Origin of the sequence: Cupriavidus necator, assembly GCF_040578825.1 — a bacterium.
Classification (GTDB): domain Bacteria; phylum Pseudomonadota; class Gammaproteobacteria; order Burkholderiales; family Burkholderiaceae; genus Cupriavidus; species Cupriavidus necator_E.
In genome coordinates this window covers 34,536-60,597 of the sequence record NZ_JBEFLI010000034.1, presented here as the reverse complement: position 1 = coordinate 60,597, position 26,062 = coordinate 34,536, and the positions used below count along the sequence as shown (strand labels likewise).

Below are 26,062 nucleotides of genomic sequence, written 5' to 3'. Positions count from 1 at the left end.
TATCACTCGCGTTCACGGTCCGCCTTCAGCAGCTTGAGCCGTGTCTGTCCATCGGGCGTGAAATGCGTGCCGAAGCGCACCAGGCCCACCCGATGCAGATGACAGCTCATGGTGAAGCTGAGCAGCATGCCGGGCTCGGTGTCCTCGATGGTGATATCGATGGCTTGCAGCCTGGGCTCATAGCGCAGCAGCGTGGTCTCGATCTCGCGCTTCAGCGTGTGCGCCGAGGCGGGCAAGTGGCGGTAGATCCGGGACAGGTCGCCCAGCCCGTATTCCGGCAGATGCGCAAGGCCGCCGCGGCGGCTGTTGAGAATGCGCTGGATGTTGTCCTGCACCGACAGGAAAGTCTGCGTCGCCGCGTCGAACTCATCGACGGCAACACCGTTGGCGAAGTATCCCGTCACGGCTTCGAAGAGACCCGGACCGCCCCGCATCATGCGCTCCGCGCGGATGCCGCCACCGGCTCTTCGAAGTCCAGACGGATGCCGTCCGTCTCGGAATACGTCAGATGGATCGACGTTGGCACCTTCTTGCCGGCCATGCGCACCAGCAGTTCGCGCGACAGCACCGGCAGGATCTGCTGATCGAGCAGGCTGTCGATATTGCGCGCGCCGGCATCGGGCAGCAGGCACGCGCGGACCAGTTTCGCCACCAGCGCGTCATCGTACTGCAGCGGTACGCTGAAGCGGCGCGCGACCCGGGTGGCCACCTGATCCAGCTTCATCCTGACGATCGTTGCCATGGCCTCGGCTGACAGCGGCCGATACACGATGGTCTGGAAGCGCGCCAGCAGCGCTGGCTGGAAGCGATCGACCAGGACCGGGCGGATTGCCTCCATCAGTGCGCTGGCCGGGAGTTCGGTACCGGCCTGCGCCGTGGCGTCGGTCGCCGCGAGCAGTGGCTCGCTGCCGAGATTCGAGGTCATCAGGATGACGGTGTTGCGAAAGTCGACCACGCGGCCTTCGCCATCGCGCATAAAACCGCGGTCGAAGACCTGGTAGAACAGGTTCAGCACGTCGCGGTGGGCCTTCTCGACTTCATCGAGCAGGACGATGCTGTAAGGACGCTGGCGGACCGCCTCGGTCAGTACACCGCCCTCGCCGTAGCCGACATATCCCGGCGGCGATCCCTTCAGTTGCGAGACGGTGTGCGCTTCCTGGTATTCCGACAGGTTGATGGTGATCAGCGACCGTTCGCCGCCAAACATCTGTTCGGCCAACGCGCGGGCCGTTTCGGTCTTGCCGACGCCGGAAGGCCCGACCAGAAGGAACACGCCCAGCGGCGCGTCCCCGGACTTCAGCCCCGCTTTGGCGGCTCGCAGGCTTTTGCCAAGCGCGGTAAGTGCTTCGTCCTGGCCGACCACGACCTGGGCCAGGCGCGCCTCCAGCTCCAGCAGGGTGGCCAGTTCATCCGACAGCAGGCTATCGACCGGCACGCCGGTCCAGTCGGCAATCACCCGGGCGATGACGGTCTCGTCGACCTCGGCGTGAAGCATGGCGTCCCGTCCATGCCGGGCCAGCGCCTGGTGTGCGCCCTGGATCGCCGGCGCCAGTTCGTGGCGCACGGACTCGTCGGTGGTGGCCTGCCATTGGGCCCGCAATGCGATCAGCATGCCGGCGGCGTCCTTCTGTTCGGCGAAGGCGCGCTGCAACTGCTCCAGTTCCATCGCCAGCGCCGCCAGACGTGCATCGATGGCCACGAGCCGCTCGTCGAGCTGTATGCCTGTGGCTCCCTGGTCCTGCAGCAGGGCCGTGCGTTCGACCTGGAGCGCCGCGCGTTCTGCTTCGAAGGTGGAGATGGCTACCGGCGTAGCTTCCAGGCTCATGCGTACACGAGCGGCGGCAGTGTCGAGCAGATCGACCGCCTTGTCTGGCAGCTGGCGCCCGGTCAGGTAGCGGCGGGACAGACGCACGGCGGCATTGACCGCGGCATCGGTGATGTGCACGCCGTGATGCTGCGCATAGCGCGCCTTCAGCCCGCGCAGCATCAGGTAGGCATTCTCATCGTCGGGCTCGTCGACCTTGACCATCTGGAAGCGACGCTCAAGCGCGGCGTCGCGCTCGAAGTACTGCTTGTACTCAGACCATGTCGTGGCCGCGATCGTGCGCAGTTCGCCGCGCGCGAGCGCGGGCTTCAGCAGGTTGGCGCCATCGGCGCCGCCGGCGGTGTTGCCCGCACCGATCAGAGTGTGGGCCTCGTCGATAAAGAGCAGGATCGGGGTCGATGACTGCTGTACGGCCTCGATGACATTCTTCAAGCGTTGCTCGAACTCTCCCTTGACGCCGGCGCCCGCCTGCAGCAGCCCCAGATCCAGCGTCAGCACGCTGACGTCCCGGAGGACCGCGGGAACATCGCCTTCGGCGATCCTGAGCGCCAGTCCCTCGACCAGCGCGGTCTTGCCCACGCCCGGCTCCCCGACCAGGATCGGGTTGTTCTTGCGGCGGCGTGCCAGGATATCGACCATCTGCCGGATCTCGGGGTCGCGGCCGAATACAGGGTCGATCTTGCCGTCGCGCGCCTTCCGGGTGATGTCGGTGGTGAATCGTGCCAGGGGCGACGTGTCAGCCTGGCAAGGCAAGGCGGGGCTTGCGGCGGCAGTCTCGGTCGAGTTGGTTTCGGTAGCTTGATGGCTTTGCGGGACAGCAGTAGCCGTTGGCACTCCCTCCACCGAGATCTTGTCCAGTTCATGCATCAACCGCCCGATTTGCGCGGCGGAGACGCTCAGCAACGGCCAGGCATCGGGCGCGCGCAGCAAGTGCGGCGTTTCGGCCAGCGCGGCCAACAGGTGGGCCGAGCGGATCGAGGCAGGTACTTCGGGCACCGCGGCGTCAAGCGATGCCCGCATCCAGGCCGCTTCCAGCCACTGGCCGACGCGCTGCGACAGTCCCGGCTTGCCGCGCAGGTTATGCGGCAGGCGCTCGATGGCCGCCAGCAGGCCATTCCAGATGCCATCCACGTCCAGCGCATAGTGCCGCAGGATCGCCAGCAGGTCGCCGTCGCCCTGTTCCAGCAGCTTGATCAGCCAGTGCTCGACCTCGATGTCCCGGTGGGCGCGCGTTTCGCAAAGGCTGGCGGCGGCAGTGAGCGCACGGGCACATTGGTCATTGAGACGACGCAGGAACGGGGAGAGATCGCGGGCGGTCATGGCAAAGAGGCGAGAAGCAAGAGGGACGGGGGAGGGTAGAAGAGGGGCACGGACCGCGACGCGAGGTCCGTGCGCGAGGGCAGGCCGGCGTCATGCACCGGCTGCCGTGCATTACGAACGCTCGTTCCAGCTGTCGGCGTGAATGATGTTGCCGTCCTTGTACGACCAGGTGATTTTCTCGTAGCGCAGCTCGATGTCTTCGAGATGGTTGTGCTTCTCGTAGGCGGGATTCTTGATATCCAGCATCTTCGGCATGACGCCGACCACCTTGACGTTGTCCAGCTTGGTGTTGAAGTACTCCTTTTCCTTGCCGGCGTCGTCGATCTTGTACCACTTGATCTCGACCGACTTCAGGGTTTGGCCGCTGGTGACGGCCTTGTACAGGTAGGGCGTGGACGCGTCGGTCTCCTTGGTGAAGACGATCGGCTTGTGCACGCGCGTGCCGGTCAGCTTGCCGGTATTCGAATCGGTGGGGATATTGACGGCGTGATCGAAGGCGACCACTTCGACGCTGCCCTCGCGGCCGGATACCGTGACCGAACCCTTGATATCGGCGCCGCCGTCGTCCTTGATCCACATGTATGCGGGAATTGCCATTGCGTCTTGCTCCTCTACTGGAATGAACAGGCCGACTGGCCCGAGGTTGTCCGATCCTCGCGATTGGCACCGCGACAATCGGGGACGAGCGTGATCTCGACACGACGGTTGGCGGCGCGCCCCGCCTCGGTGTCGTTGGAGGCCTTGGGACGGGTGTCGCCATAGCCTTGAATCGCAAAATGGGTGAGCGGCAGGCCTGCGGCATCGGCCAGCCAGTCGCGTACCGATGCGGCACGCGCTTCGGATAGCTTGAGATTGCTGCGCGAGCTGCCGTCGGTGTCGGTGTGCCCGGCTACCAGCACGCGTTTGTCCGGATGCGCTTTGACCATCTCGAGCGCGCCGATCAGGACCCGGTTCGAGCCGGGATTCAGGGCCGCGCTGCCGCTTCGGAACAGGGACAGGCTGTCCAGTTCGATGGTGGAGGGCGGCGGCGCCGGGGGCTGATATGCCGCGATCAGCGCATTGAGCGGCGCCACCAGTTGAGTGCCGCGATAAAAGCCCAGCCCCAGCCGCGGCGGTACGCCGGCGCGGGCATATTGTTCCAGCTCATTCCGATCGCGCTTGATCGCCTGCAGCGCATCGACGCGGGCGGCATCATGCTCTGGTTCGATGGCACGATACCTGGCCATGTCGTCCATGACGCGCGCCATCAGGGCGCGGTTCTGCCAGGCTGAGGCCGCGGCGGCGGCACAGAAGGCCAGCGCCAGCCAGGCGAAGGCGTGCGCCAGCGCCAGCGGTACGGTTCGGCGCACGGGTTGCAGCGCGATGCCACGGATCAGCGGCCCCGGCAGAGGATACGGAACGCGCCGACCTTCGCTTGAAGCAAATGCCAGTCCGGTTGCCTGCGAGACGAAACGGGCATAAAGCGAATCCGCGGCGGGAATACCCGCGACGGCGCTCACGCCGAACGCGGTGAGATGCACCGGACGGCCATGCCGGAAGCCATTGGGCTGGCTATCGACAAGCGACGGCAGCACCGTGCCGGGGGCCCAGCGCGCCAGCGCGTCGAGGCGGGCGGTACGATGCATGCGCGCGACACGGTCCGCGGGCGGGGCGGCCTGCGCGTACTGCCGGAGTCGCGTGGCGACCAGCGCAGGCAGCGCGTCGCCATGCAGGGTATGGGTGCCGGAGACGCCGAACCAGGGAGAGTCATCCAGCGCACCATTGGCTTCTTCAAGGTAGACGGCAAGGCCCACCGGCAACGCGTAGCCGACCGCACGGCTCGCCTCGCCGATGGCGGAACGCCAGCGCCTGAGGCCGGCATCCATGGCTGCCGCGTCGCGGGGCAGGTCGGCGCCAAGGAGGTAAACCACGGCATCCGGCCCTTGCCCTTCGCGCCAGCGCTTGAGGGCGTCCGCAACATGGGCTAACCGGGTCGGGTCATCGACGCGGATCCAGATAGCATCTGTGATCCGGACCAGTTCTTCGCCGAATGCCCGCAGGGGTGCGCCGCTCGGGTCGCCCACCGCAAGTACCAGCGGCGAATTACGCCGGAGTTCCCCAGGCATTGTGTCCAGCGACGCCTTGACAGCCTGCAGTATCGGCTGCGAGGCCCGCTGCCGCGCCCGTAGCCGCCGCGTAGCGATAACCAAAACCAGCAGCGCCAATCCGATGGTGAGCGCAGCGAGCAAGAGGTTCCAGGCCGCCGACCACGGCGAACTGAATGCCAGCCAGGCGAGCGCGAGCGCTGCGATCCAGCTGGCTTGCATGCGGTAGGGATAGCCGGCCACGAAGTCCCTTTCAGCCCGCCAGCCGGGCGATTGCCGCGGCCAGCCACCGGTCCAGGCCAAGGTAGACAAGGCCCGCGCCAATGCAGGCAACCACGACCCAGCCCAGCGGCGACATCTGGCTGAGCCATCGACGTGGCGTGCCGACGGTGACCAGCACCGGGCCCGACGCCTTACCCATGCCAGCGCGTTCCAGACGCTCGTCGATGGCGCGTATCAGGGCGGTGCGTGCGCTTGCGCCCTCCAGCGCGTACCGGCCCTGGAACCCCAAACCTAGAACGGTGTGGAAGACAGTAAGCAGCGGCAGTACAGGCTGTGGCTCGGCCAGGCGCCGCTCGATGCGGGTAATCAGCGCTTCGCCGGCGTCATGGCTCTTGAACTGCTGTACCTGCAAGGGCTCACGTTCCCAGGCGTCGCGGTCGGCGCCTTGCAACCGGCGCAGTGCCACCTCGTCCAGCAAGGCGCACTGCGCGTAAGCAGCGTCCTCGACTACGTCGGCGGGCTGACCGTTCGCGTGAAATTCCTCGCGCAACCGCGCCACCTGCTCCACGCACTTCGCCCGGAACGTAGCGAAGCCTTCCATGGGCTGCGCTGCGTCAGCGAGCGCGGTGACGGTCAGGGCCGTGTCGCGCAAGGCGAGCGGAAACATCATATCGGGAGTCCTCATGCCGGCAATACCGCGAAGAGTTCCAGTGAAACGTCAGGCATCGAAGCCGGAACGTAGAACTGGCAGGCCCGCGCCGCGAGCATCCGCTTGAAGGCCGGATGAGCGCTGTCGAGCGCAAAGTACTGGTTCTCGATGCGCACCGGAATGGCGGCGGGCAGCCGCGACATCGGACGCAGCGGGATGCCGGACAGCGCCGAGTTGACAATCTGCTCCACTTCATCAGGTGCGCCTGCCTTGCACAGACGCGGCAGCTGTTCGAGCAGTGCGTGGGCGGGCAGCCCCGCCTGGACCGACAGGTAATACTCGGCCCCTTCCACCAGGCGCTCGTCGAGGAACTTGCCGACCCACACCGTGGGACGGGTGCGTTCCAGTGCAACGGGGACCACCCGCGACGGGATCACGGCGTCGAGCAGGGTGCGAATCAGCGATTCCAGCTCTGCGAACACCGGTTCGGGGGCGAGGTGGTCATAGGGCGGGATGGCCTGCAGGGCTTCTTTGGTGGAAAACGTCAGCAACGAGCCGGCCAGGCGCGCCAGCACGGCATAGAGCCGCTCGGGATGCTGGCGCGGTGCCGCGCACAGGCGCGCCAGCTCGGGCCAACTGCTGTTCACGCTGTGCAGCAGCCAGAAGAGCGCCACATCGGCCACCGCGTAATCGGCGATCTGGTCGGATCGCTCGCGCCGGCGTACGGCCAGGCTTGCGCTCTTGGCACTGAGGATTTCCGACAGCCGGTTCATTCGCTCGGTGAGCCGGTCGTTGGCAGACAGGAACAGGCAGGGCGGCACAAAAGCCGGATCCAGTTCGAAGCGGCCCTGTGCGCCGCGCACCAGCCTGGCAATGGGGCAGGTGACATAATCGCCGTGCGCCTCGAAATCAAAGAGGAGCGCCAGTGCGTGCCGCTCGACGCTGATCTCTTCCTTGCCTTGACCATGCAGGTCGGCCACTTCCAGATATTCACGCACGAAGCGCCGTGGGCGCGCGGGCCGTTCGTTGGTCTCGATGCAGTTGCCGCCCTGCGCATCCACCAGCGGCAGGCCAATCAGCACGGTAACGGCGTCGGTATCCGCAGGCACGTCGGTGAGGTCGCGTGCCGCCGGGGTGCGGTCGGCCGTCTCGGTATCGACCAGCGTCCCGTCGGGCAGACGCAGGGCCAGTGAACTCACCGCGAGCCGATGGATCGACAGCGCCTGCTGGTCAAGCCCGGCATGGATCACCCCCCAGGGTTCGGGGCTGGCAATGTGCGCAATGTGATCGTCGGTATATCGATCCCAAAGCGCCTGCTGCTGGAAATGCTGCGGGGTCATGAAAATTCCCTGCGCCCACAGCGGTCTTGTTATTTTCATCGTGATGGCCGGTACGCGGAAACAGCTTGCTCCGCACGGGATACGCCGCAAGTCGGCCGTTCAGCCAATGTGCGGCGGGATGATGTCATCTCTGTGTTTTCCCAGCAGTGGATCAGTTCTTCGCCTTGGGCATTTGCGAAACGAGCGACAGATTGATATCCATCCCCTCGATCTGGAAATGCGGCACGATAAACAGCTTGACGCGGAAGAAGCCGGGGTTGTCTTCGATATCCTCGACGATGACCTTGGCTTCGCGCAGCGGGTGGGACGCCTGCAATTCGTCGCCCGGATCGGTCATCTCAGTCACCAGCGTCTTGATCCAGGTGTTGAGTTCCAGTTCCAGCAGGCGGCGGTCCTTGGTGGTACCGATGTTCTCGCGCTGGATCGGCTTCAGGTAGTGAGCGATCCGCGATAGCAGGAAGATGTAGGGCAGGCGCGCGTTAACGCGGCTATTTGCGGTCGCTTCTTTGGTGTCGTAAAGGGCCGGCTTCTGAGCGGAATGCGCGGAAAAGAAGCACGCAAAATCGTGGTTCTTGTAATACGACAGCGGGATGAAGCCGAGATTGGCGAACTCGAACTCACGCGTCTCCGGAATCAGCACCTCGGTCGGGATCTTGGCCTGGTTGCCGGTGCCCAGGTCATACAGGTGGATCGGCAAGTCCTCTACCAGCCCGCCCGCCTGCGGGCCGCGGATCTGCACGCACCAGCCGTTCCTGATAAAGCTCCGCACCATGTTCGCGGCAAAGGCGAACGAGGCATTGGCCCACAGGTAGCGCTTGTGGTCCGGGCCCTTGACGGCTTCCGTGTAATTGAAGGCCCGTACCGGGACGGTTTCCGGTCCATAGGGCAGGCGCGCGAGGAAATTCGGCAGCGTGAGCCCGATATAGCGCGCGTCGTCGGAATCGCGAAAGCTTTTCCATTTCAGGTACTCGGCACGATCGAAATAGTTGCCGATGTCGCGGATGCTGGCCACCTCTTCCATCGATTCCTTGCCGAAGAAGGCCGGCGAGACCGAGCCGATGAACGGCATATGGGCGGCCGCGGATACCTTGGAGATATTACGCAGCAGCGCAATGTCCTGCGGGCTGCGATCGAACGCATAGTTCGAGATGATGGAGCCGATCGGCTCGCCGCCCGGCGTATCGTATTCGCGAATGTAGGTGTGCAGGTACAGGCCGCTCTGGATGACTTCGGGGGTGTCCTCGAAATCCTGGCGCAGCGCATCCTTCGAGACATCCAGGACCTCGACCTTGACGTTCTTGCGATAGTCGGTGCGATCGACCAGGAACTTGAGGCCACGCCACGCCGATTCAATCTGCTGGAACGTCTCGTGATGCATGATCGCGTCGAGCTGGCGGCTGATCTGCTGGTCCAGATGCGCGATATGGAAATCGAGCAGGCTCTTGTCCAGACGGTCCACCTGCTGCGAGGACTCCTGGATCATCTTCAAGAAGACGTTCATCGCCTGAGCGACACGTTCGTCCAGCGACGATTCCGAGAGCGCATCGGCGCTCTGGAACGATTCCACCGGCCGCGTGGTTGTGACCGGCGTCAGGTTGATCTTCTCGCACAGGGACTCGTAGACGCTCTTGCCCGGCGCGTCCAGCACGACCGTGCCGGTATCGTCATTGCCGCGCGCGGAGATTTCATGATTGGCCATGGGGTTCGCTCCTCAAGGAAGGCAATTACTGGACGGACGGGATAGCCGGGGCAGCGTTGCCGATCTTCTGCAGATCGGCGCGCAGACGCTCGGACAGCGCCGGATCCCTGAGGATCTTTTCCAGCTCACGGCGGAACATCGCGTTGTCAAGCAGATTCGACTTCAAATCGCGCAGCAGATTGCGAGCCGCCATCAGCGCACGCAGCTCCGGTACCTTGCCGGCCACCACTTCTGGTTTGAAATCGTCCATCGACCTGAAATCGAGATCGACCGGGAGCTCGGTGCCATCTCCGACGAGCGTGTTCTCGACCGCGATCTTTGCCTTCGGATTGAAGTCGGCGAGGACCGAATCGAAGTTGTTCTTGTTGATGGAAACCTTCTCGCGCTCGGCGAGGGATCGGGTGTCCTGCCCATTGCTGTAGTCACCCATCACCAGCAGCTTGAGCGGCAGCTCCACCTTCTTCTGCGCCCCGCCGGTATGCAGGTCAAGCTTGATATTGACGCGTGCCTTGGGCACTTCGTTCTGGAAGCTTTCGGCCATTCGCCATTCCTCTTTTATCTATGACTTCAATGTTCATGAGTTCCTGCGACCACGGTGCGGGTGCGATCCAGCGCCGGCACGACGGGATTTCTAACATTCGACACCAGGTGTTGGGGTAGGAATATTCTGATTTACTTCAGTCAATTTTCTTTCCATTGAAAATAACTGCAATATTTTAAAAAGGGCATTCCGGCCTTAAGAGAAAGCGTTTACCGTGCGCCACGCAGGGCGTTGGTTATAGCGAGGCATCCCGCTCTGCAGCAGGTTTGATCACGCTGAAAACGGAGTCCCGCTCATGGTGGAACTGGAAGGACTGAAGACTTACGGTGGCGCGCTGCTTAAAGGGATGACCGGGCGGCAGTCATACTTCCTCGAGGTCCCGGGTACAGCGAGCGCTGCCGCGCTGTCAGTGGTTTCATTCGAAGCGGTGGAGCGCCTGGGCGAGCCCTATACCGTCCTCATCCAACTGACGCACCCGCTCGAACTCGACCGAGCCGATTACCTGAGTAAGGAAGCCATCTTCCTGATCGATCCCGCCGACGGCACAGAGCCGCGCAAGTTTGCCGGCTGCATCACGCGCTTCAGCAAGACAATGCAGACTCATGATTTCTGCGGCTACGAAATCGTTGTCGAGCCGCTGGTTGCGCGACTCCAGCTCACGCGCGCTAGCCGCATCTACCAACACCAGACCGCCCCGCAGATTATCGAGGCGATCCTGCGCCGGCATGGCCTGAAAGGCCACCAGTTCGCCTTCAAGACACGCCGCAAGTATCCGCAGCACAAGTTTCGCTTCCAGTACCAGATGTCTGACTGGGCATACATCCGGCTGCTGATGGAACAGGAGGGCCTCTATAGCTATTTTGTGCCCGGCAAGTTCGGCGAGATGGTGGTGTTTGGTGACGATATCGACCACTACATCTACAAGCCGGAACTGCGGGTGCCGTACCGCGAAACGGCAGGGCTGGAGTCTGGCGCGGAGGCCGTCTTTGATCTGACTACACACGCGCAGACGGTACCGCAGTCGTTCGTGGTTGCCGACTACAACCCCGATCGGTCCTATGAGCGCTTCAAGGCCGAGGCAAACGTCGCCCGAAAGGACAAGACCACCTACGGCCAGCCTTACGTCTATGGGACTCATCACCTGGATCAGGACAGCGCCAGGTGGGAGGCCCAGTTACGCCACGAAGCCGCGCTTGCCGCGCAGCTGCTCTTTGCGGGCGAGAGCAACGTGCTGGAATTGCGCCCCGCGCGCATCCTGCGCATGGATAGTGCACTGCCCGATGCGCCCAACGGCCAAGTCATCACCGAAGTCAGCCACAGCGGGGCACGCGATGCGGCCTACCGGAACACCTTCAAAGCCATCCCGTCTGACCGGCGCTTCCGGCTTCCGCTCAATGAAGACAACTGGCCAAAGATTCACGGGACCCTTAGCGCCCGCGTCACCTCTCCGGGCAAGTACAAGTATGCCTACCTGACTCAAGAGGGCTATTACACAGTCCGCTTCGACCTGGACTTCGACGAATGGCCAAACGGCGGCGAGAGCGTGCCGCTGCGGCTGGCCAAACCGTTTGCCGGCGCGAACCAGACGGGCTTCCACTTCCCTGCGCTCGATGGGACCGAGGCGGGGATTGCGTTCCTTGACGGCAATCCGAACAAGCCGTACATCGCGCACTTTCATCACCACAGCCAGCATGTGGACCTGATTACCAATCAGGATCGTTGGCTGTCCCGTAATGTCATCCGTACGCAGAGCAACAACAAGTTGCGCATGGAGGATTGGGAGGGACAGGAGAGTATCAAGCTCTCTACCGAGTACGCGGGGAAGACGCAACTCAACCTGGGTTACCTCGTTGACCACAAGAAGAATAAGCGCGGCGATGGCTTCGAGTTACGTACCTCGGGTTGGGGAGCGATCCGGGGTGGCAAGGGGCTCTTCCTGTCGGCCGACGACCAGCCAGGACCCAGTGGGCAGCAGCTCGACATGCAGGCGGCCCTCGGGCTGCTCGGGCAGGCCCAACGGCAAGCTGAAGCGTTAGCCCAAGCCGCCAAGGCAGCTCAGGCATTAGTGGCCGATTGCGAGCGCCAGAAGGCGCTGCTGAATGACACCCTCAAGCAGTTGAAGGCGGCTGGCCTGGTTGCCAGCGCGCCGGCCGGCATGGCGCTGGTATCGGGTGCGGACCTGCAGTTGAGTGCCAACAACAACCTGATCGCGACGGCAGGCGGTAATGCCGACATCAGCGTGCTCAGACAGCTTATGGTGGCAGCCGGAAAGGGAATCTCCCTATTCGCCCAGCAGTTCGGGATCAAGCTCTTCGCCGGCAAGGGCAAAGTCGAGATCCAGGCGCAGAACGACGAGATGCACCTGACTGCGTTGAAGGACCTGAAGATCGTCAGCGTCGATGGCAAGCTGATTCTCTCGGCGGAGAAGGAAGTCTGGCTCGGTGCGGGTGGATCCTACATCCGGATCACACCCGAACGGATCGAGAACGGCACGCCCGGCGACATTCTGGAGAAGTGCGCGTTCTGGGACAAGCCGGGCCCGGCCTCGATGCGCATGGCATCCCGGCTCGAAAGCGGCTTGCCGACGCAGCTCTTGATGCTCAATGCCGCGGCGTCACCGGCAAGCAGGAATGCCTTGCCGGTCGGAATGCCGTACACCCTGTTGGCCGACGGGGTGCCGCTCAAGCAAGGCGTCATCGACGCCAGCGGCTTGATTCCGATCGAACACCAAGTGTCCACGCAAACCTATCAACTGGAGCTTGCGAACGGTGTCTCTTACACGCTGCCGGTCGCGGAAGAATACCGGGGCGACTCATCAAACGGCGAACTGGCGAATCAGGGTTTTCACTTTCATGAGGCAATCCAGGGCGGTGACGCCGAACCCATGGATCGGGCTGTGCACCGGCAGACCTATCGGGACATTCTTAATCCAGGGTCGGAAGCATGACAAAACAATCGATTACCACACCTTTTGCCTTGTCGTGCACGAACCGTGCCACGATTACCTTCCCGTGGTTCGTGCAGCCTGCGGAGTACTACCCTGCGCCGTGCACCTTCAAGCCGCTGGTCAACGGCGAGGAGGCATTCGGGGAAGTCTACGACGCCATCAAGAACGCCCAGCGCTCAGTGGACATCGTCTGCTGGGGATTCCAGCCCTCGATGTACTTCAAGCGTGATGGTTCCGATGCCGTATCAATTGGCCAACTGCTGGCCCGCAAAGGCGCGAGCTCGGACAAGGTTCGCGTGCGTCTGCTGTGCTGGCAGGACGATTACAGCCTGGCCGAATGGAGCGAGAACAATATGCCTGGCAACAATTGGGCAACCATGGTCAAGCCATACCTGCCTGACTGGCTTCTCGCCAGGGTCGACATGATCCAGCGCGATTATCAGAGGGATTTCCAGCGCGAATTCGATCTCGTCTGGTACCTGCGCGCGAACCTTAACAACGTGACCAAGGGGACCAGCATCCGCCAGATTGCGCAGCGCTTCGCCGCACGTAAGCTCGGGCATGCGCTGGGCGTGCAGTTTCCTGGCATTGAGCTCGCCACGCGCGGCTTCTCCGAGTGGGACCGGGCGGAAACCGCCTTCCGGACCTGGTTGCAGGGAAAGGACAAGGAAAGCAGCGCGCGCACGAAGGCCATGAACGGGGCCGTCATGGCGGCAACCCCAACACACCATCAGAAGATGGTGCTGATCGATTACGAGTTGCCCGAGCAGGCAGTCGGCTTCGTCATGGGGCACAACATGCTCGACACCTATTGGGATCGCGACGATCACAGCTGCGAACGAATGCATCCCCGAAACGGGCGCAACGGCCTGCATCCCCGGCAGGATATTTCGAGCCGAGTCACTGGGCCGCTGCTGCAATACCTGAACCAGAACTTCTGCGAAGCCTGGGATGAGGCAACGGGACAGGAGCTGGGGCGCTCGCGCGCCGCCGTCGCAGCCCAGCTACAGTTGTGCCACAACGGCGACACGCCGGTGATGGGGCAGTTGCTCCGGACCCAGCCAAAGCATGCCAGGTTCGAGATCGAGGAGATGTACATGCAGGCGGTCAATAACGCCACGCGGTTCATCTATATCGAGAACCAGTACTTCCGTTTGCCGGCGCTGGCCGAAAAGATCAAGGCAGCGGTCCAGGCGCAGTACGCCCGGGGGCGCGATCCGGGCAAGCATGGCCCAATCCATCTGTTCGTGGTGACCAATTCCAACGACGAGGGTATTGGCCCGGGGACGGTCAAGACCTACCGCATGCTTGAGGCACTGGGAAAGGCCGATGCGATGCCCGCCGTCGCCAAGCTGGAGCGTGAGAACGCGCGCCAAGCCGACCTGCATCGCCAGTACGACGAAGCGGCTGCGCGGGCCAAGCAGGCCGAACAGTCGATTGCGGGAGCGTACCAGTACAGTCATCTGGGCAAAGAGTATGTCCAGAAGAGTCTGGCCCAAGCGCAGGAGCGGCTCAAGCAGGCGCGGGCGAAGCAGGCCGAGCTGGAAACAGAGATGAAGAAGTCAGCCCAGGATGTCGGGCCCTCGCCGGAGATTCCGGGACTGAAGGTGCACATATGCACGCTGGTCGCTCCCAATTCACCGCCTGGCAATTGGGGCTATGTGTATGTGCACTCCAAGTTGATGATCGTGGACGATGTGTTCATGACGCTCGGGTCGGCCAATATCAATACGCGCAGCATGATGGGGGACAGTGAACTGAACATTTGTCATGAGAATGGGAGCGTGACGCGACCGTTGCGGCAACGGTTGTGGCATGTGCACACGAAGGACATGGGGGCGCAGGGGGATATCGCGAAAGCGTTCGAAGCGTGGCAAAAGATCATTGACGAGAATGCGAGGCGCCAAAAGACGGGGAAAGAAACGCCCTATGCCTCGCTCGTCGGCTTCCTGCGTGAGTCTGAAAAACGCAGCAACCTGGACTGACCGATGAACGCAACTCGCGTGATTTTGCCCCTCACCCTTCTGCTCTGCGCCTGCTCGAACAAGGAGAATCCCATGGCGTCCCTGCCTGACATGAGCGCCGTGCGCGCCAATCTCGCCTTCACCTGCGTCCGCGAGGCGGCTGCCCTGCCCCCGCTGGATCCCGAGGCGGACAGCCTCTTCCGCTATGCCCGCCATCTGCAAAAGGCCGACGGGCCGAAGGACTACAACCAGATGGCTCGGTACTACCGCATCGCGGCCGCGCACGGCCACTACAAGGCCAACCGCAACCTGCAATCACTGCTCTCATATGGCCAGGCCACGTCGCCCGACGCGCCGAGGGAAGTCATCGATCTCGCGGCTCAGTTGATCGAGCAAGGCATTCCTGGCGGCTACTATGACATTGGCCACTATCTCGAGCTTGGCTACGGACTAAAGCAGGATCCGGAGATGGCGCTGCGCTATTTCCGCAAGGCCGCCGATTTGGGCAGTCCAGAAGCGCAGTTCTACGTAGGTGACTTGCTCGAACCGTGGGACAAGGCCCCCGACATTGCCAGGCAACTGTACAGGTGCGCCGCCGACCAAGGTTTTGGCAAGGCGGCCGAGATACTTGGAATCAGCTTGAAGGGAGATCGCCTCTATGGGGAGGCCATCGCGGCCTTTCAAAAGGGAGTCATGGCGGGGGACACAACGTCGGCCTCCTTTCTGGAAGATGCTTTCAAGGGGCCTCCGCCGTCTGAGGAGCTAAATTATCTGGCGCTTCCGAACGACCCCGAGCGCTCGCGGCGCTACGAATCGATCTGGCAGTTTCTGACCAACAACGACGGTCGCAATCCGAAGGTCCCGGACATTGACCGAATCGCGCCATTGCCCCCTGCCACGCTGCCGCCCTGGGACGGCACCTTCCAGTGGCAGAAGGAGCAGGATGCAGCGGTACCGCCGCAGAAGCCCTCCGACGAACTCATCAATCGCCTGAGCAAGGCTAAGAACCTCGACCCGGCAACCGGCCTGCCGCTGACCGCCTTGGCGAAGACCGCGCAGACGGAACCATCGGTGCCCGACCCGGTGCAGTTGCCATTGGGCACGACAGCGGACTCGGGCCAGCGCTGCCCACAAGGCGGCATCTGGTCCGTGCAGGCTGCCGTTGGCATGATCGCCGGCGCCAGGCGGAGCTTTGGGAAGGGAGAGATCATGCCGCCACTGACTGGATACGATCCGCGACTCTTTGCATGGATGGATGACTTGCTGGGTGTCCGTCAGCGTTCCGTGGAGGTGACATGGGAACTGGTTGCCTACAGCAATCAGGCTTGACCCGTGTCGCTTGAATTTCTTTGAGGAATACAAATTGATCGATCTCATTCGCCTGGGTGATGCAACCGACCACGATGGCAAGGTCATCAGTGCCTCGTCAACGATGCGGTACGACGGCCGAGCTATGGCTCGCAAGGGCGACCAGGTGTCATGCCCCAGGCATCCCAATGTGCATCCCAATCTCATTATTGACGGCGATGAATCCACGAAGGATGGAGGCGTGCCCATCGCGCGCCATGGCTATCGCGCCACGTGCGGTTGCAAGCTGATCTCGAGTCTCCTTTGAGCGCGTCCGATGCCCATTGAATTGCCAGACCCGTCCTCCGATGAGGTTCGGCCCATGCCGCCGAATCCGATCGTCTGGCTGACGCTGCTGGTGGTGATTCTCGCAGTTGGCGTCGCATGGACATTGCTAACCTGGCCGAGGGGAAATCCTGCAGACAGCCTGTGGTTCTGGATGAGGTTGCTTGGGTATCCGTTCCTGGCATGGGCCGCCTTGTTCGGCCTTCGCCTGCACTTCCATGAAGAAGAAGCGAATTACCTGGCCGCAAAGGACGAAGTCCGGCAGGCGGACCGCGAGGAAGCCATTGTCTTTGGCACCGAGCCACTGGCCGTGCTCGGCGCCACGTATCTGTGTGCCATGGCGTCAAAGGGTGTGGCCGGGCGGATTTCGCAAAAGGAATCGGTTCTCGTGGCTCGCACGCCGAAGCGGCGTATGCCGGCGATTCGTCATACGCGGCTGGCGTCGCCCGAGGACGGCGAAGGCACCGATCGTTTTCGGCAGGTTTTCCAGACACTGCTGAAGGAAATCGAAGGGCGGCTACGCGCCGTGCCATCCAGGGCGCCGTTCGAAGTGCAATTGCAGTTGCCACATGACGCGAACCTCGAGCAACTTCTCACGGCCTGGAACACGGCCTGGGACGGTTGCGGCCTTCGCTCAGTGGAGGCCATGCCGGTGCCCGTCAGGGAAGGATTGATGACGCTCGATACGTGGCTGGATGTGTACGGTGGTCCCGCCCTGGAGAAGTTCACCTTGTTCGTCGCCGTCCAACTGCACGACACGCCATCAGAAAACAGTGCCGAGGCTGCCGTCGCCTTGCTGCTCTGCTGGGCGCCATTGGAGGAGCGGCAAGATCTAGTGCCTATCGCGATGATGCATCGCCCGGTGGCGTGCGAGACCGATGGGCTCGTCGACGCCATGACGACCGCCGCATTGTGCGCACGTGCAACGCCAGAAGAACTGCATCACCTGTGGCAATCCGGCCTCTCGAAGGCGGACAAGGCTGCGCTGCTCAAGCACGCATCCGATGTGCGCCTGGGCGCGGCCCAGGCCGATGGTTTGCCTGGTGTGCATGACATTGACGTCGCGCTCGGCAACCCGGGCGTCGCGGGCCCTTGGTTCGCCGCCGCGCTCGCCATCGAGCATGCGCAGCAGAGTCATACGCCGCAATTGATCGCCTGCCGGGAGGGTGCACTGCGGCTGGCGGTGGTGCGTCCCGTGGAGCAACAGAGCGAACCGGAAACGACTTGATGGAAAATCGAAAGAGCTGGGGATACACGATCGCGGTGGTTGCCATCACTGTGGCTGCGGGTGCCACGGTGTATTTCCTGGGCGCGGGAACCGAGGCGGCCCTCAGGCAGGCGAAAATCGCGGCCCTAATTGGCGCAGCGGCGCTCTTGCTGCGCGGCCCTGTTGCATCTGCGTGGAGCGCTGTGGCTCGCCGCTCGGGGGACCGGAAGCGGCATCTGCGCGATCCCGCTGCGCGCATGGGCAACAGCCCAGCCACCAACGTGGATCTGGCGGCGTTGCGGTACGCGAACCTCAAGTTCGCGTTGCGGGAACGGCGCTGCCGCCGCCTGCCCCGCCTGCTGGTGACTGGCGATGCTGCCGCTATTAGACGGCTACTGCCAGAACTGACCGAAGCGGATTGGCTCGCCACCTCCGACACGGTGCTGTTGTGGAGCACGGCCGGCAAGGACGGCCAGCCGGACACGGCCTGGCTCAGGCAACTCTACAAGTTGCGCCGGCGCCAGCCGGTGGATGCCGTTGTTCTCGTGACCAATGGCGAAGCCGACCTGCCGTCGCAAAGCCGTGGCCTCCACCCCTACGGCCTCGGTCTGGCCCGCATCGCCGACGTCTTGCACTGGTCCGCTCCGGTTTACCTGCTCGACGCGGCGGAAGCTGACGCGGCGACACCCGGTAACACCCCGGTGATCGGCTGCGACTTGCCACACGGTGCGGACGCTGCCACGATCGAAGCCGCACTGCGGAGCGTACGTGACCGCCTGGCTGAGCGTGGTATCGAGCAGCTGATCCGGAACCAACGCGACCGCTACGCCGCCGGGCTGTCAAAGCGGCTCGATGCCCGCAGCGCGCCGCTGGCCGAATGGTTAGCAGGCCTGGCTACCCGACAGCGGCGCGAGCCGGTTCTGGGCGGCGTGTTCTTTGTGCCGTATCCGTGGGCAACCCGCGGCGCTACCGGCGACACTGCGGAACAAGCTACCAGCGCCGACCTGCCTGTCTGGCACTATCTGGGGAATGCCGCCCGCCGACAGCCGGGCCGGCGCATCGGCTGGCACCCGGTCACCGTCATTTCTACTCTGACACTGACAACCGTAGGCGTCTGGACTGCCGGCATGCTGCTATCCGGACTACTTAACACCCGCGACGTGCACGCCGCCCAGCAGACCGTCCACGATATCCAGTCAGCCACCAACTCCGCTGCCCGCTTGCGCGCACTCCTCGCCCTGCAACAACAGATCGAGCACTACGAGTACCGCACCCAGCATCACGCGCCACTCACCACCCGCTTCGGCCTCAATCGTGATCCCGCCGTCCTGGACGCGTTGTGGAAACCCTATACGCAAGCCAGCCGTCAATTGCTGACGACACCAGTCCAGCACGACCTGGAGGCCACCCTGGTCGATCTCGCGCAAATGCAAATCACCACCCTGGATGACCAGACCAGCAAGTGGGCACTGGGTGGCCACCAGGGTCTCAAGGCGTACCTGATGCTCGCCCACCCGGAGCGGGCCGAGGCGGCCTTCCTGACGCCGCAGCTGTTGCAGCATTGGTCCACTGACGCACGCATCACGCCGGGTGAAAGGCAGGACCTTTCCGAGCGCCTGCTCAAATTCTACGCCCAGCACCTGCCATCCAACCCGTCATGGCGCATCGAACCCCGCCCCGAACTGGTAGCCGGCGCGCGCCAGACGCTGCTGGCGGTAATCGGCCAGCGTAATGCCGAGGACACCGTCTACCAGGGCATCATCAACGCCTTTGGTGACAGCAGCAGCAAGTACCCGGACCAGACCCTGGCATCGCTCACGGCAGGCACCGATCCCCGCGGGCTGGTGCGCAGTGCAGCCATCGTGCCTGGCGTCTTCACCCGACAGGCCTATGAGGGATACGTGGCCCCGGCGATCGAGCAGGCCGCCAGGCGTACGGAAATCGCCAGCGATTGGGTACTGACCGACGGCACCCCGCAACCGGCGCAATCCCCGGCTGCGACGCGCTCCGCCGAAGCCTTGCAGGTCGCTCTGACCGAACAATACTTTGCCGACTACGCAGAGCACTGGCAGGGCTTCATGAACAGCCTGCAATGGGAGCCCGCGTCTACGCTGCCGGCCGCAATCGAGCAGCTCAAGCTGATGGCCGATGCGCGCCAGTCGCCGGTGATCGCGCTGATGAGGGCGCTGGAATACCAAGGGGGCGCGGGCGCGCGCAAAGACTCCCTGTCAGATACGCTGGTGGCCAAGGCGCAGGATCTGCTCGGCAAGAAGGCGGCGGGGGCGGAAGCGATCAAGCCGGACGCGGCTGGGCCGCTGGGGCCCGCCTTCGGCCCGGTGCTGCGGCTGGTGAGCCAGGTTTCGACGGGGACAGGGCAGGGCGCCAACGGTGACCTGAGCCTGCAACGCTTCCTGGACCGCGCCACGGCTCTGCGCTTGCGGCTGCAGCAGGTCAGCAACAGCGCCGATGCCGACGCACAGGCTCGCCAGATGGCGCAGGCGCTGTTCCAGGGCAAAGGCTCGGAGCTCGCCGATACCCAGGCCTATGCGCAGTTGATCGCCGCAAGCCTCGGCAGCCAATGGGCTGGCATGGGCGAGACGCTGTTCGTCCGGCCGATTGCGCAGGCCACGCAGACCGTGCTGCAACCCGCGCAGGCGAGCCTGAATGACGCGTGGCGGCAGAGCATCGCGATGGCGTGGGGACGCGCATTCGCTGGACGCTATCCGTTTGCGGACACCGCCAATGATGCCTCGCTGCCCGAACTGGCGCGCTTTCTGCGCCCGCAAAGCGGACTGATCGGGGCGTTCCTGGGTACGCAGCTGGCCGGCGTGCTCGAGTTGCAGGGCGATCAATGGGTACCCGCGGCCACCGGCGGCCAGGCGTTGGCCTTCGACCCTACCTTCCTCAAAGCGATCAATACCCTGCAGCGCATCGCCGCGCACATGCTGGCGCAAGGCGAGCCGCAGTACCGCTTCGAGGTCAAGCCGATCCCCACGCCTGGGCTGACCGATACGGTGCTGACGCTCGATGGCCAGAAGCTGCATTACTACAACCAGCGCGAGTCCTGGCAGGCGATGACCTGGCCGGCCAACAACCTGCAGGACCTGGGAACGCGGCTGCAATGGCAGACCGAGAAAGCCGGCACCAACAAGCGCTATGAGTTCGGCGGCCTCTGGGGATTCGTGCGGATGCTCGAGCGCGCGCGGGTCGAGCCGCTGGACAGCGCCACCTATCAACTGACCTGGCAGGGCGTGCCCGATGCCGAGGGGCCCGAACAGGCCAGCATGCCGGACCCCGACAGCCTGACCACCCGCGCCCCGACGCTGCCGCCGCCAGCGGAAGTTGCCTATCCACTCAGCTACCAGATGCGGACCGAGGTCGGCCAGGGGCCGCTCGAGATGCTGTCGCTGCGAGGCTTTGTACTGCCGTCGCGCATCTTCGTGGGACGGGAGCCGCAGGCCGTGGCTGGCGTCATTCCCGGCTCACGCAAATAGAGCACGAGAGGAATCAACATGTTCAGCAATCTCCTCAGCGCCCTGTTTGGCACGCGCGCACCCGCGGACCTCGCCCGTTCCACCCAGCCCGGCTGGGAGCCATGGCTGCAACCCATCCGCGCCGAGGCTTCGGTCGGCGACGATCCGGGCTACGACGACGACTTTCTCGCCATCAAGGAGGAAGTCGCGAAGCTGTCCGACCTCAACGATACGTTGATTATTGAGTCCGCCGAACGCCTGCTCAAGACAACGGCGAAAGACGTGCGCCTGGCGGCGTACTACGTCTACGGCCGCATGCGGCGCGATGGCGCCGAAGGCATCGCCGCAGGCTTCGAATTGCTGTCGGCGCTGATCGACCGCTATGGTGCCCAGTTGTTGCCAGCGCGGGCCGAGAGCCGCCAGGCCGCGCTCGAATGGCTGGCCGGTGCCACGTTCACGGACCGGCTCGACCGCGTGCAGGGACTCACCGGTGCGTCGCTGGAGCGCACCTTGTCGGCGCTCGCGCTGATCCTGGAGCGCACCGCGCAATGGCCGGAGGCAACGCGCCCGGCGCTCGACGGGCTGTTTCGCCGCTTCGAAGCCCGGGTGGAGCCTCCTTCGGCTGAGGCGAGTGTGAGCCTGCCCGAACCGGCAAGACGAGCCCACACCGAGTCCACCACGGCGTTGCCCGCCGCCGGCGAGGTAGCTTCCACCCGCGACCTGCTCGACCGTGCGCGCCAGATGGCGTTGTTCCTGCGTGACCAGCCCCAGGGCTATCTGGCCGCCTATCGGCTGATGCGCTGCGTGCGCTGGGACACGCTCACCGAGGTCCCGCCCCACGAGCCGAGCGGCCGGACCCGGCTGGTAGCGCCCCGCGCCGAACTGCGCGCCCAGCTCAAGCGCCTGGTGCTGCAAAAGCAGTGGCCCGAGCTGCTGGACCGTGTCGAACAGGCATTTGCCGAAGGCGCAAACCACTTCTGGCTGGATTTGCAGTACTACGCCTTCACCGCCCAGGACCAGGCGGGCGGCGGGTACGCCCGCGCGCGCGACCTGCTCGCCACTGACTGCGCGCTGATGCTCGAACGCCTGCCCGGGCTGCCCCAGCTGACCTTTACGGATGGCACGCCGTTCGCGGACGACACCACGCTGGAATGGATTGCGCGCCATGCCACGGTGCGCGATGTCGAGCGCGGTGAGCCCATGGCCCCGGTATCGGTGGCGTCGGCCAGTACCGACTGGGCGGAGACGGAAGCCCAGGCCTCGGACCTCGCCGCCCAGCAAAGCCTCGATACCGCCTTTGCGTGGCTGCAGGGCCTGCCCGTGCCCGATGGCGAGCGCGATCGATTTGTCCGGCAACTGGTGATGGCGCGCGTCGCCGAGCGTGCCGATCGCACTGATACGGCTTTGCGCCTGCTGTCCGCGCTCGACCAGTCCGCTCAGCGCTTCCAGTTGGCAAGCTGGGAGCCCTCGCTGGCATTTGAGGCGAAGCTTCAGCTTTTGCGGTTGCTCAAAACCCGCCTGTCCCGCAAGGATGCCGACAAGGCGGCGCTCGGCGAGCGTATCGAAGCGCTCGTTGGCGACCTGACCGCCATTGACCCGGCACGCGCCGTGGCCCTTTCCTAGTGGGCGAGCCAACTACCTGTCCCATGCACCATCCCACTCAAGACAACGAGATCCTGCGCTATTACGAGGCGGAAATGCGCTATCTGCGCGAGGCCGGCAAGGAGTTCGCGCAGGCGTTTCCCGACCGCGCGCGCATGCTCAACATCGACCGCATCGGCGAGCGCGATCCGCACGTCGAACGGCTGTTCGAGGGCTTTGCCTTCCTGATGGGGCGCCTGCGCCATAAGCTCGACGATGAACTGCCGGAACTGACCGAAGGACTGGTCAGCATGCTGTGGCCGCACTACCTGCGCATGATCCCGTCGTTGTCGATCCTCGAACTGTCGCCAACCACCGGCGCGCTGCAACGCCACGAAACCTTGCCGGCGGGGCTGGAAGTCATGTCCGACCCGATTGCGCTGGGCAGCGAGAGGGCCAACGGCAAAGACAGCGTCGAGTGCATCTACCGGACCACGCAGCCGGTCGACCTGTATCCCCTGCGGCTGACCGAAGCCAATGCCTACGCGCGCGAAGATGGCCGCTCGGTGATACGGATGCGGCTTGCGCTGCAGATGCAAGGGCGCCGCGAACAGCTGGCGGTGCCAAGGCTGCGGCTATACCTCCATGCCGACCGTCCGCTGGCGCTGGCGCTGTACGCGGCGCTGACTGCCGAGCCGCTGGCCGTGCAGGTCCGGGTGCCGGGCTATCCTGCGGACCGCCCGGGCGCACCCCGGACAATGGCGGACCTGCACCTGGAGCCTGCGGGTTTTGCCGCCGCGGAGCGGCTGTGGCCGAAGCCCGACAACGCCTTTGGCGGCTACCAGCTGCTGCTGGAGTACTTCACCTTCCCGGAGAAGTTCATGTTCGTGGACCTGGTGGGGCTGGACATGGATGCCATCCCGCCGGATGCGGAGCATTTTGATGTGGAGGTGGTGCTGGCCCGCCCGTTCCCGGACGACATGCGCTTCTCGGCCGAGAACGTGCGGCTCTTCTGCACGCCTGTCATCAACCTGTTCGAGCTGGAGGCCGATCCGATTACGGTTACCCATTTCCAGACTGAATACCGGGTGCGGGCGATGGAGCACCACGGGCACCATGTCGAAGCGTACTCGGTCGATACTGTACGGGGCTTCGAGGCAGCGAGCGGCGAGCGCTTTGAGTACGCGCCGTTCGCAGCCTTCCGCCATCGGGGCGGAATGCTGCGCCATGAAATGCCGGAGCGCTACTTCCACACGCGTGTGCGACGTGGCCCGTCGGGCAGGTTCGATACCTGGGTGGTGCTGGGCGGCCATGCCTGGGAACAGCAGGACGCCCTCCCGCAGGAAACCCTCTCGCTGTCCGTCACCGGCACCAACGGCATGTTGCCGCGCAAGGGCCTGCGCGCGGCGGGCATCACGCGCATGCGCGGTGGCTTCACCAATATCGGCACGGTGCGCAACCTGACCGCGCCGACGCTGCCCGTGTATCCCCCAACCGGCGACCGCTTTCACTGGCGCGTGCTGTCGCACCTCGCGCCGAATTACCTGTCGTTGCTCGATGCCGAAGTCCTGCGCGGCAGCCTCGCGCTGTACGACTGGTCGGAAGGAGAACTGAACCGCAGGCGCATCAATGCGATCACGGAAGTACGGCACCGGCCGCTGCGGAAGCTCGTCAAGGGCGGCCTGCTGCGCGGTGTGGAGATTGAAGTGATGCTGGACAGTACCCAGTTTGCCGGCGACGGCGACGTTGAACTGTTCGGTGAGATGCTCAACCGGTTCCTGTCCCTGTATGCGACCGTCAACCTGTATACCCGGCTGGTGATCGTGTCGCAGCCCACTGGCCGCCGCCTCGCATGGCCGGACAGCAAGGGAGAAGGAGCGCCGTTTTGAGCATGCCAGACCAGCCGGCCACAGCTTCCATGACCGGCACCTTGCTGCCGGCCTTGCTCGCCAATGCGCCGCGGATGAATTTCTTGCGGCTATGCGAGCTGATCGAGCTGTCCGCGCCGCAGCGGGCGCCGCTGGGCACCACCGATTCCCCGGCGGACGAGCCGGTGCGCTTTCGCTCGCAGGGGTGTTCTGGATTTCCGGCGCGTGAAATCGCTGCGGTCGAGTACGACAGCGACCATCCCGATCTGCCGCCCGCAGTCCGCACGACCTTCCTTGGCCTGTATGGCGTCGACGCACGCATGCCGTCCTACTTCGTGGACGAGATTGCCCAGCGCCGCGATGGGGCCGAGCCGCTGGCGGCTTTCCTCGACCTGTTCCACCACCGGATCGTCACGCAGTTCTACAGGGTCTCGCGCAAGTATCGCTACCCCGCAGGTTTCCGGCCGGACGGACAGGATGAAGTGTCGCGCTACCTGCTGAGCCTGCTCGGGCTGGGCTTCGCGCAGCCAGGTCCCGTGCAGCTTCCGGTCGAAGGCACGGTCGGCACGCGCAAGTTGTTGTCGATGCTGGGCCTCGCGAGCCAGCGTACGCGCACCGCCGAAGGCCTTGCCGGTGTGCTGCAGCATGCGGCGCCGGACGCGCACATCACCGTCGGGGAGTTCTACCCGGTGTGGGTGCGTCTCGATGCCACCGAACGGAGGCCGCTCGGGGAGAACTGTGTGTTGGGACGCGGCTTCTACGACCGCGCCAACACCGTGCGTGTTGCCATCACGCCTCAGACGCGCGAGTCGGTATTAGCCCTGCTGCCAGGACAGCCCATGCACCGCGAAGTGATGGCGCTGCTGCGCTTCTACCTCGGCTATGAAGCCAACGCGCATCTGGAGATGCATGTAAAGCCGGCGTTGATGCCGTCGCCGGTCCTGAATTCGGACCAGGCAAGCCTGGGCTATACCACGCAACTAAGGCAGACCAGGGCTGCGGGCGCCCCGGACCGGATGACGCGCGTGCAGCTCGGCATCTGGAACGGGCACGACCCGACATCGCGCGAGCCATGCCAGGCATCAACACGCTGGACCACACAGCAACTTGTCAGACCAAGAGGATCAACACAATGAGAGGGCAGCTTCGGAGCAGTGGCGCAGCCATGGCCGCCATCCTTGCGCTCGCGGGATGCGGCGTGGGGCAGGCGGTGAAAGATGGCACGGTGGAGGCCGCCAAATGGGCTTTTACCACCCAGGTCAAGACCATGAACCTCGACATTACCAGCCGGTCATCGCTGAATCCAAACGGCGCCGGGCAATCGCTGTCAACAGTGGTGCGGGTCTACCAGCTGAAGACGCCGCAGGCTTTCGAGCAACTGGGCTATACGCAACTGGAGACGAACGATCTCGAGTCGCTCAAGGCGGATCTGCTGGCGAGCAGGGATGTCGTACTGCGCCCCGATGCAAGCGTGAGCCTGAGCGAACCCATGCATGCCAACGCCGGATATGTCGGCGTGGTGGCGTTCTTCCGCGGGGCGGAAAAGCAGACGGTCTGGAAGCTGGTCGTGCCGAAGAAGCAGTGGAAGAAGACCGATCCAGTGAAGATCGAGGTGCGGGGCAGCATGTTGCAGTTGGCGGGGGGCGGCACCGTTGTAACGGCGCCATAACAACCACCGCATCCACCCGTGCGGCAATGTGTCGCCAGCGC

The 26,062-nt window shown here is 64.1% G+C and carries 18 protein-coding genes; 10 read left to right on the top strand and 8 right to left on the bottom strand.

The genetic code is table 11. From position 1 onward, the window contains the following. Positions 1 to 2: 2 nt before the first annotated feature. From tssE to tssB, 8 genes are all read right to left on the bottom strand, one after another. On the bottom strand, positions 3 to 437 hold the full coding sequence (tssE, locus tag AB1I47_RS17995) for a type VI secretion system baseplate subunit TssE (protein WP_354685099.1): 435 nt from the start codon (positions 435 to 437) through the stop codon (positions 3 to 5). Beyond that, positions 434 to 3,145 carry a type VI secretion system ATPase TssH gene (gene tssH / locus AB1I47_RS17990; RefSeq protein WP_354685098.1) on the bottom strand — a complete coding sequence of 904 codons (2,712 nt, stop codon included), beginning with the start codon at positions 3,143 to 3,145 and terminating at the stop codon, positions 434 to 436. Before tssH ends, tssE begins: the two co-directional genes overlap by 4 nt. A 111-nt stretch (positions 3,146 to 3,256) precedes the next feature. Then, positions 3,257 to 3,742 (bottom strand): Hcp family type VI secretion system effector, encoded by a 486-nt coding sequence (locus AB1I47_RS17985; RefSeq protein ID WP_354685097.1) that lies wholly within the window; start codon positions 3,740 to 3,742, stop codon positions 3,257 to 3,259. A 14-nt stretch (positions 3,743 to 3,756) separates the two neighbouring features. Further along, positions 3,757 to 5,472 (bottom strand): OmpA family protein, encoded by a 1,716-nt coding sequence (locus AB1I47_RS17980; RefSeq protein WP_354685096.1) that lies wholly within the window; start codon positions 5,470 to 5,472, stop codon positions 3,757 to 3,759. Positions 5,473 to 5,482: 10 nt separating this feature from the next. After that, a complete protein-coding gene (locus AB1I47_RS17975; RefSeq protein WP_354685095.1) occupies positions 5,483 to 6,121 on the bottom strand; it encodes a DotU family type IV/VI secretion system protein in 639 nt (212 codons plus the stop codon). Positions 6,122 to 6,132: 11 nt separating this feature from the next. Then, a complete protein-coding gene (gene tssK / locus AB1I47_RS17970; protein WP_354685115.1) occupies positions 6,133 to 7,479 on the bottom strand; it encodes a type VI secretion system baseplate subunit TssK in 1,347 nt (448 codons plus the stop codon). Positions 7,480 to 7,591: 112 nt separating this feature from the next. Beyond that, on the bottom strand, positions 7,592 to 9,139 hold the full coding sequence (gene tssC, locus AB1I47_RS17965; protein WP_354685094.1) for a type VI secretion system contractile sheath large subunit: 1,548 nt from the start codon (positions 9,137 to 9,139) through the stop codon (positions 7,592 to 7,594). A gap of 25 nt (positions 9,140 to 9,164) precedes the next feature. After that, positions 9,165 to 9,680, bottom strand: coding sequence for a type VI secretion system contractile sheath small subunit (gene tssB, locus AB1I47_RS17960; RefSeq protein WP_354685093.1), 516 nt, complete (start codon positions 9,678 to 9,680; stop codon positions 9,165 to 9,167). Between the two features lie 295 nt (positions 9,681 to 9,975). Between tssB and AB1I47_RS17955 the strand changes: the two genes are divergently transcribed. Genes AB1I47_RS17955 through tssJ form a run of 10 tightly spaced genes read left to right on the top strand, consistent with a single transcriptional unit; the run spans position 9,976 to position 26,021 of the window. Then, positions 9,976 to 12,627: a type VI secretion system Vgr family protein gene (locus AB1I47_RS17955; protein ID WP_354685092.1), complete on the top strand. Its 2,652-nt coding sequence runs from the start codon at positions 9,976 to 9,978 to the stop codon at positions 12,625 to 12,627. Beyond that, positions 12,624 to 14,612: a phospholipase D-like domain-containing protein gene (locus tag AB1I47_RS17950; protein WP_354685091.1), complete on the top strand. Its 1,989-nt coding sequence runs from the start codon at positions 12,624 to 12,626 to the stop codon at positions 14,610 to 14,612. Before AB1I47_RS17955 ends, AB1I47_RS17950 begins: the two co-directional genes overlap by 4 nt. 3 nt (positions 14,613 to 14,615) lie before the next feature. Continuing rightward, entirely contained in the window at positions 14,616 to 15,920 is a 1,305-nt protein-coding gene (locus AB1I47_RS17945) for an SEL1-like repeat protein (protein ID WP_354685090.1), read from the top strand. A gap of 34 nt (positions 15,921 to 15,954) precedes the next feature. Then, on the top strand, positions 15,955 to 16,206 hold the full coding sequence (locus AB1I47_RS17940; protein WP_354685089.1) for a PAAR domain-containing protein: 252 nt from the start codon (positions 15,955 to 15,957) through the stop codon (positions 16,204 to 16,206). 54 nt (positions 16,207 to 16,260) lie between these two features. Beyond that, complete coding sequence (locus tag AB1I47_RS17935; protein WP_354685088.1) at positions 16,261 to 17,451, top strand: hypothetical protein; 1,191 nt, start codon at positions 16,261 to 16,263, stop codon at positions 17,449 to 17,451. Further along, positions 17,451 to 20,924 (top strand): ImcF-related family protein, encoded by a 3,474-nt coding sequence (locus tag AB1I47_RS17930; protein WP_354685087.1) that lies wholly within the window; start codon positions 17,451 to 17,453, stop codon positions 20,922 to 20,924. Before AB1I47_RS17935 ends, AB1I47_RS17930 begins: the two co-directional genes overlap by 1 nt. Before the next feature lie 18 nt (positions 20,925 to 20,942). Continuing rightward, complete coding sequence (tssA, locus tag AB1I47_RS17925) at positions 20,943 to 22,526, top strand: type VI secretion system protein TssA (protein ID WP_354685086.1); 1,584 nt, start codon at positions 20,943 to 20,945, stop codon at positions 22,524 to 22,526. 23 nt (positions 22,527 to 22,549) lie between these two features. Further along, entirely contained in the window at positions 22,550 to 24,373 is a 1,824-nt protein-coding gene (tssF, locus tag AB1I47_RS17920; RefSeq protein WP_354685085.1) for a type VI secretion system baseplate subunit TssF, read from the top strand. 2 nt (positions 24,374 to 24,375) lie between these two features. Further along, positions 24,376 to 25,488, top strand: coding sequence for a type VI secretion system baseplate subunit TssG (gene tssG, locus AB1I47_RS17915; protein WP_407935857.1), 1,113 nt, complete (start codon positions 24,376 to 24,378; stop codon positions 25,486 to 25,488). After that, positions 25,485 to 26,021 carry a type VI secretion system lipoprotein TssJ gene (gene tssJ / locus AB1I47_RS17910; protein ID WP_407935855.1) on the top strand — a complete coding sequence of 179 codons (537 nt, stop codon included), beginning with the start codon at positions 25,485 to 25,487 and terminating at the stop codon, positions 26,019 to 26,021. Before tssG ends, tssJ begins: the two co-directional genes overlap by 4 nt. Positions 26,022 to 26,062 lie beyond the last annotated feature (41 nt).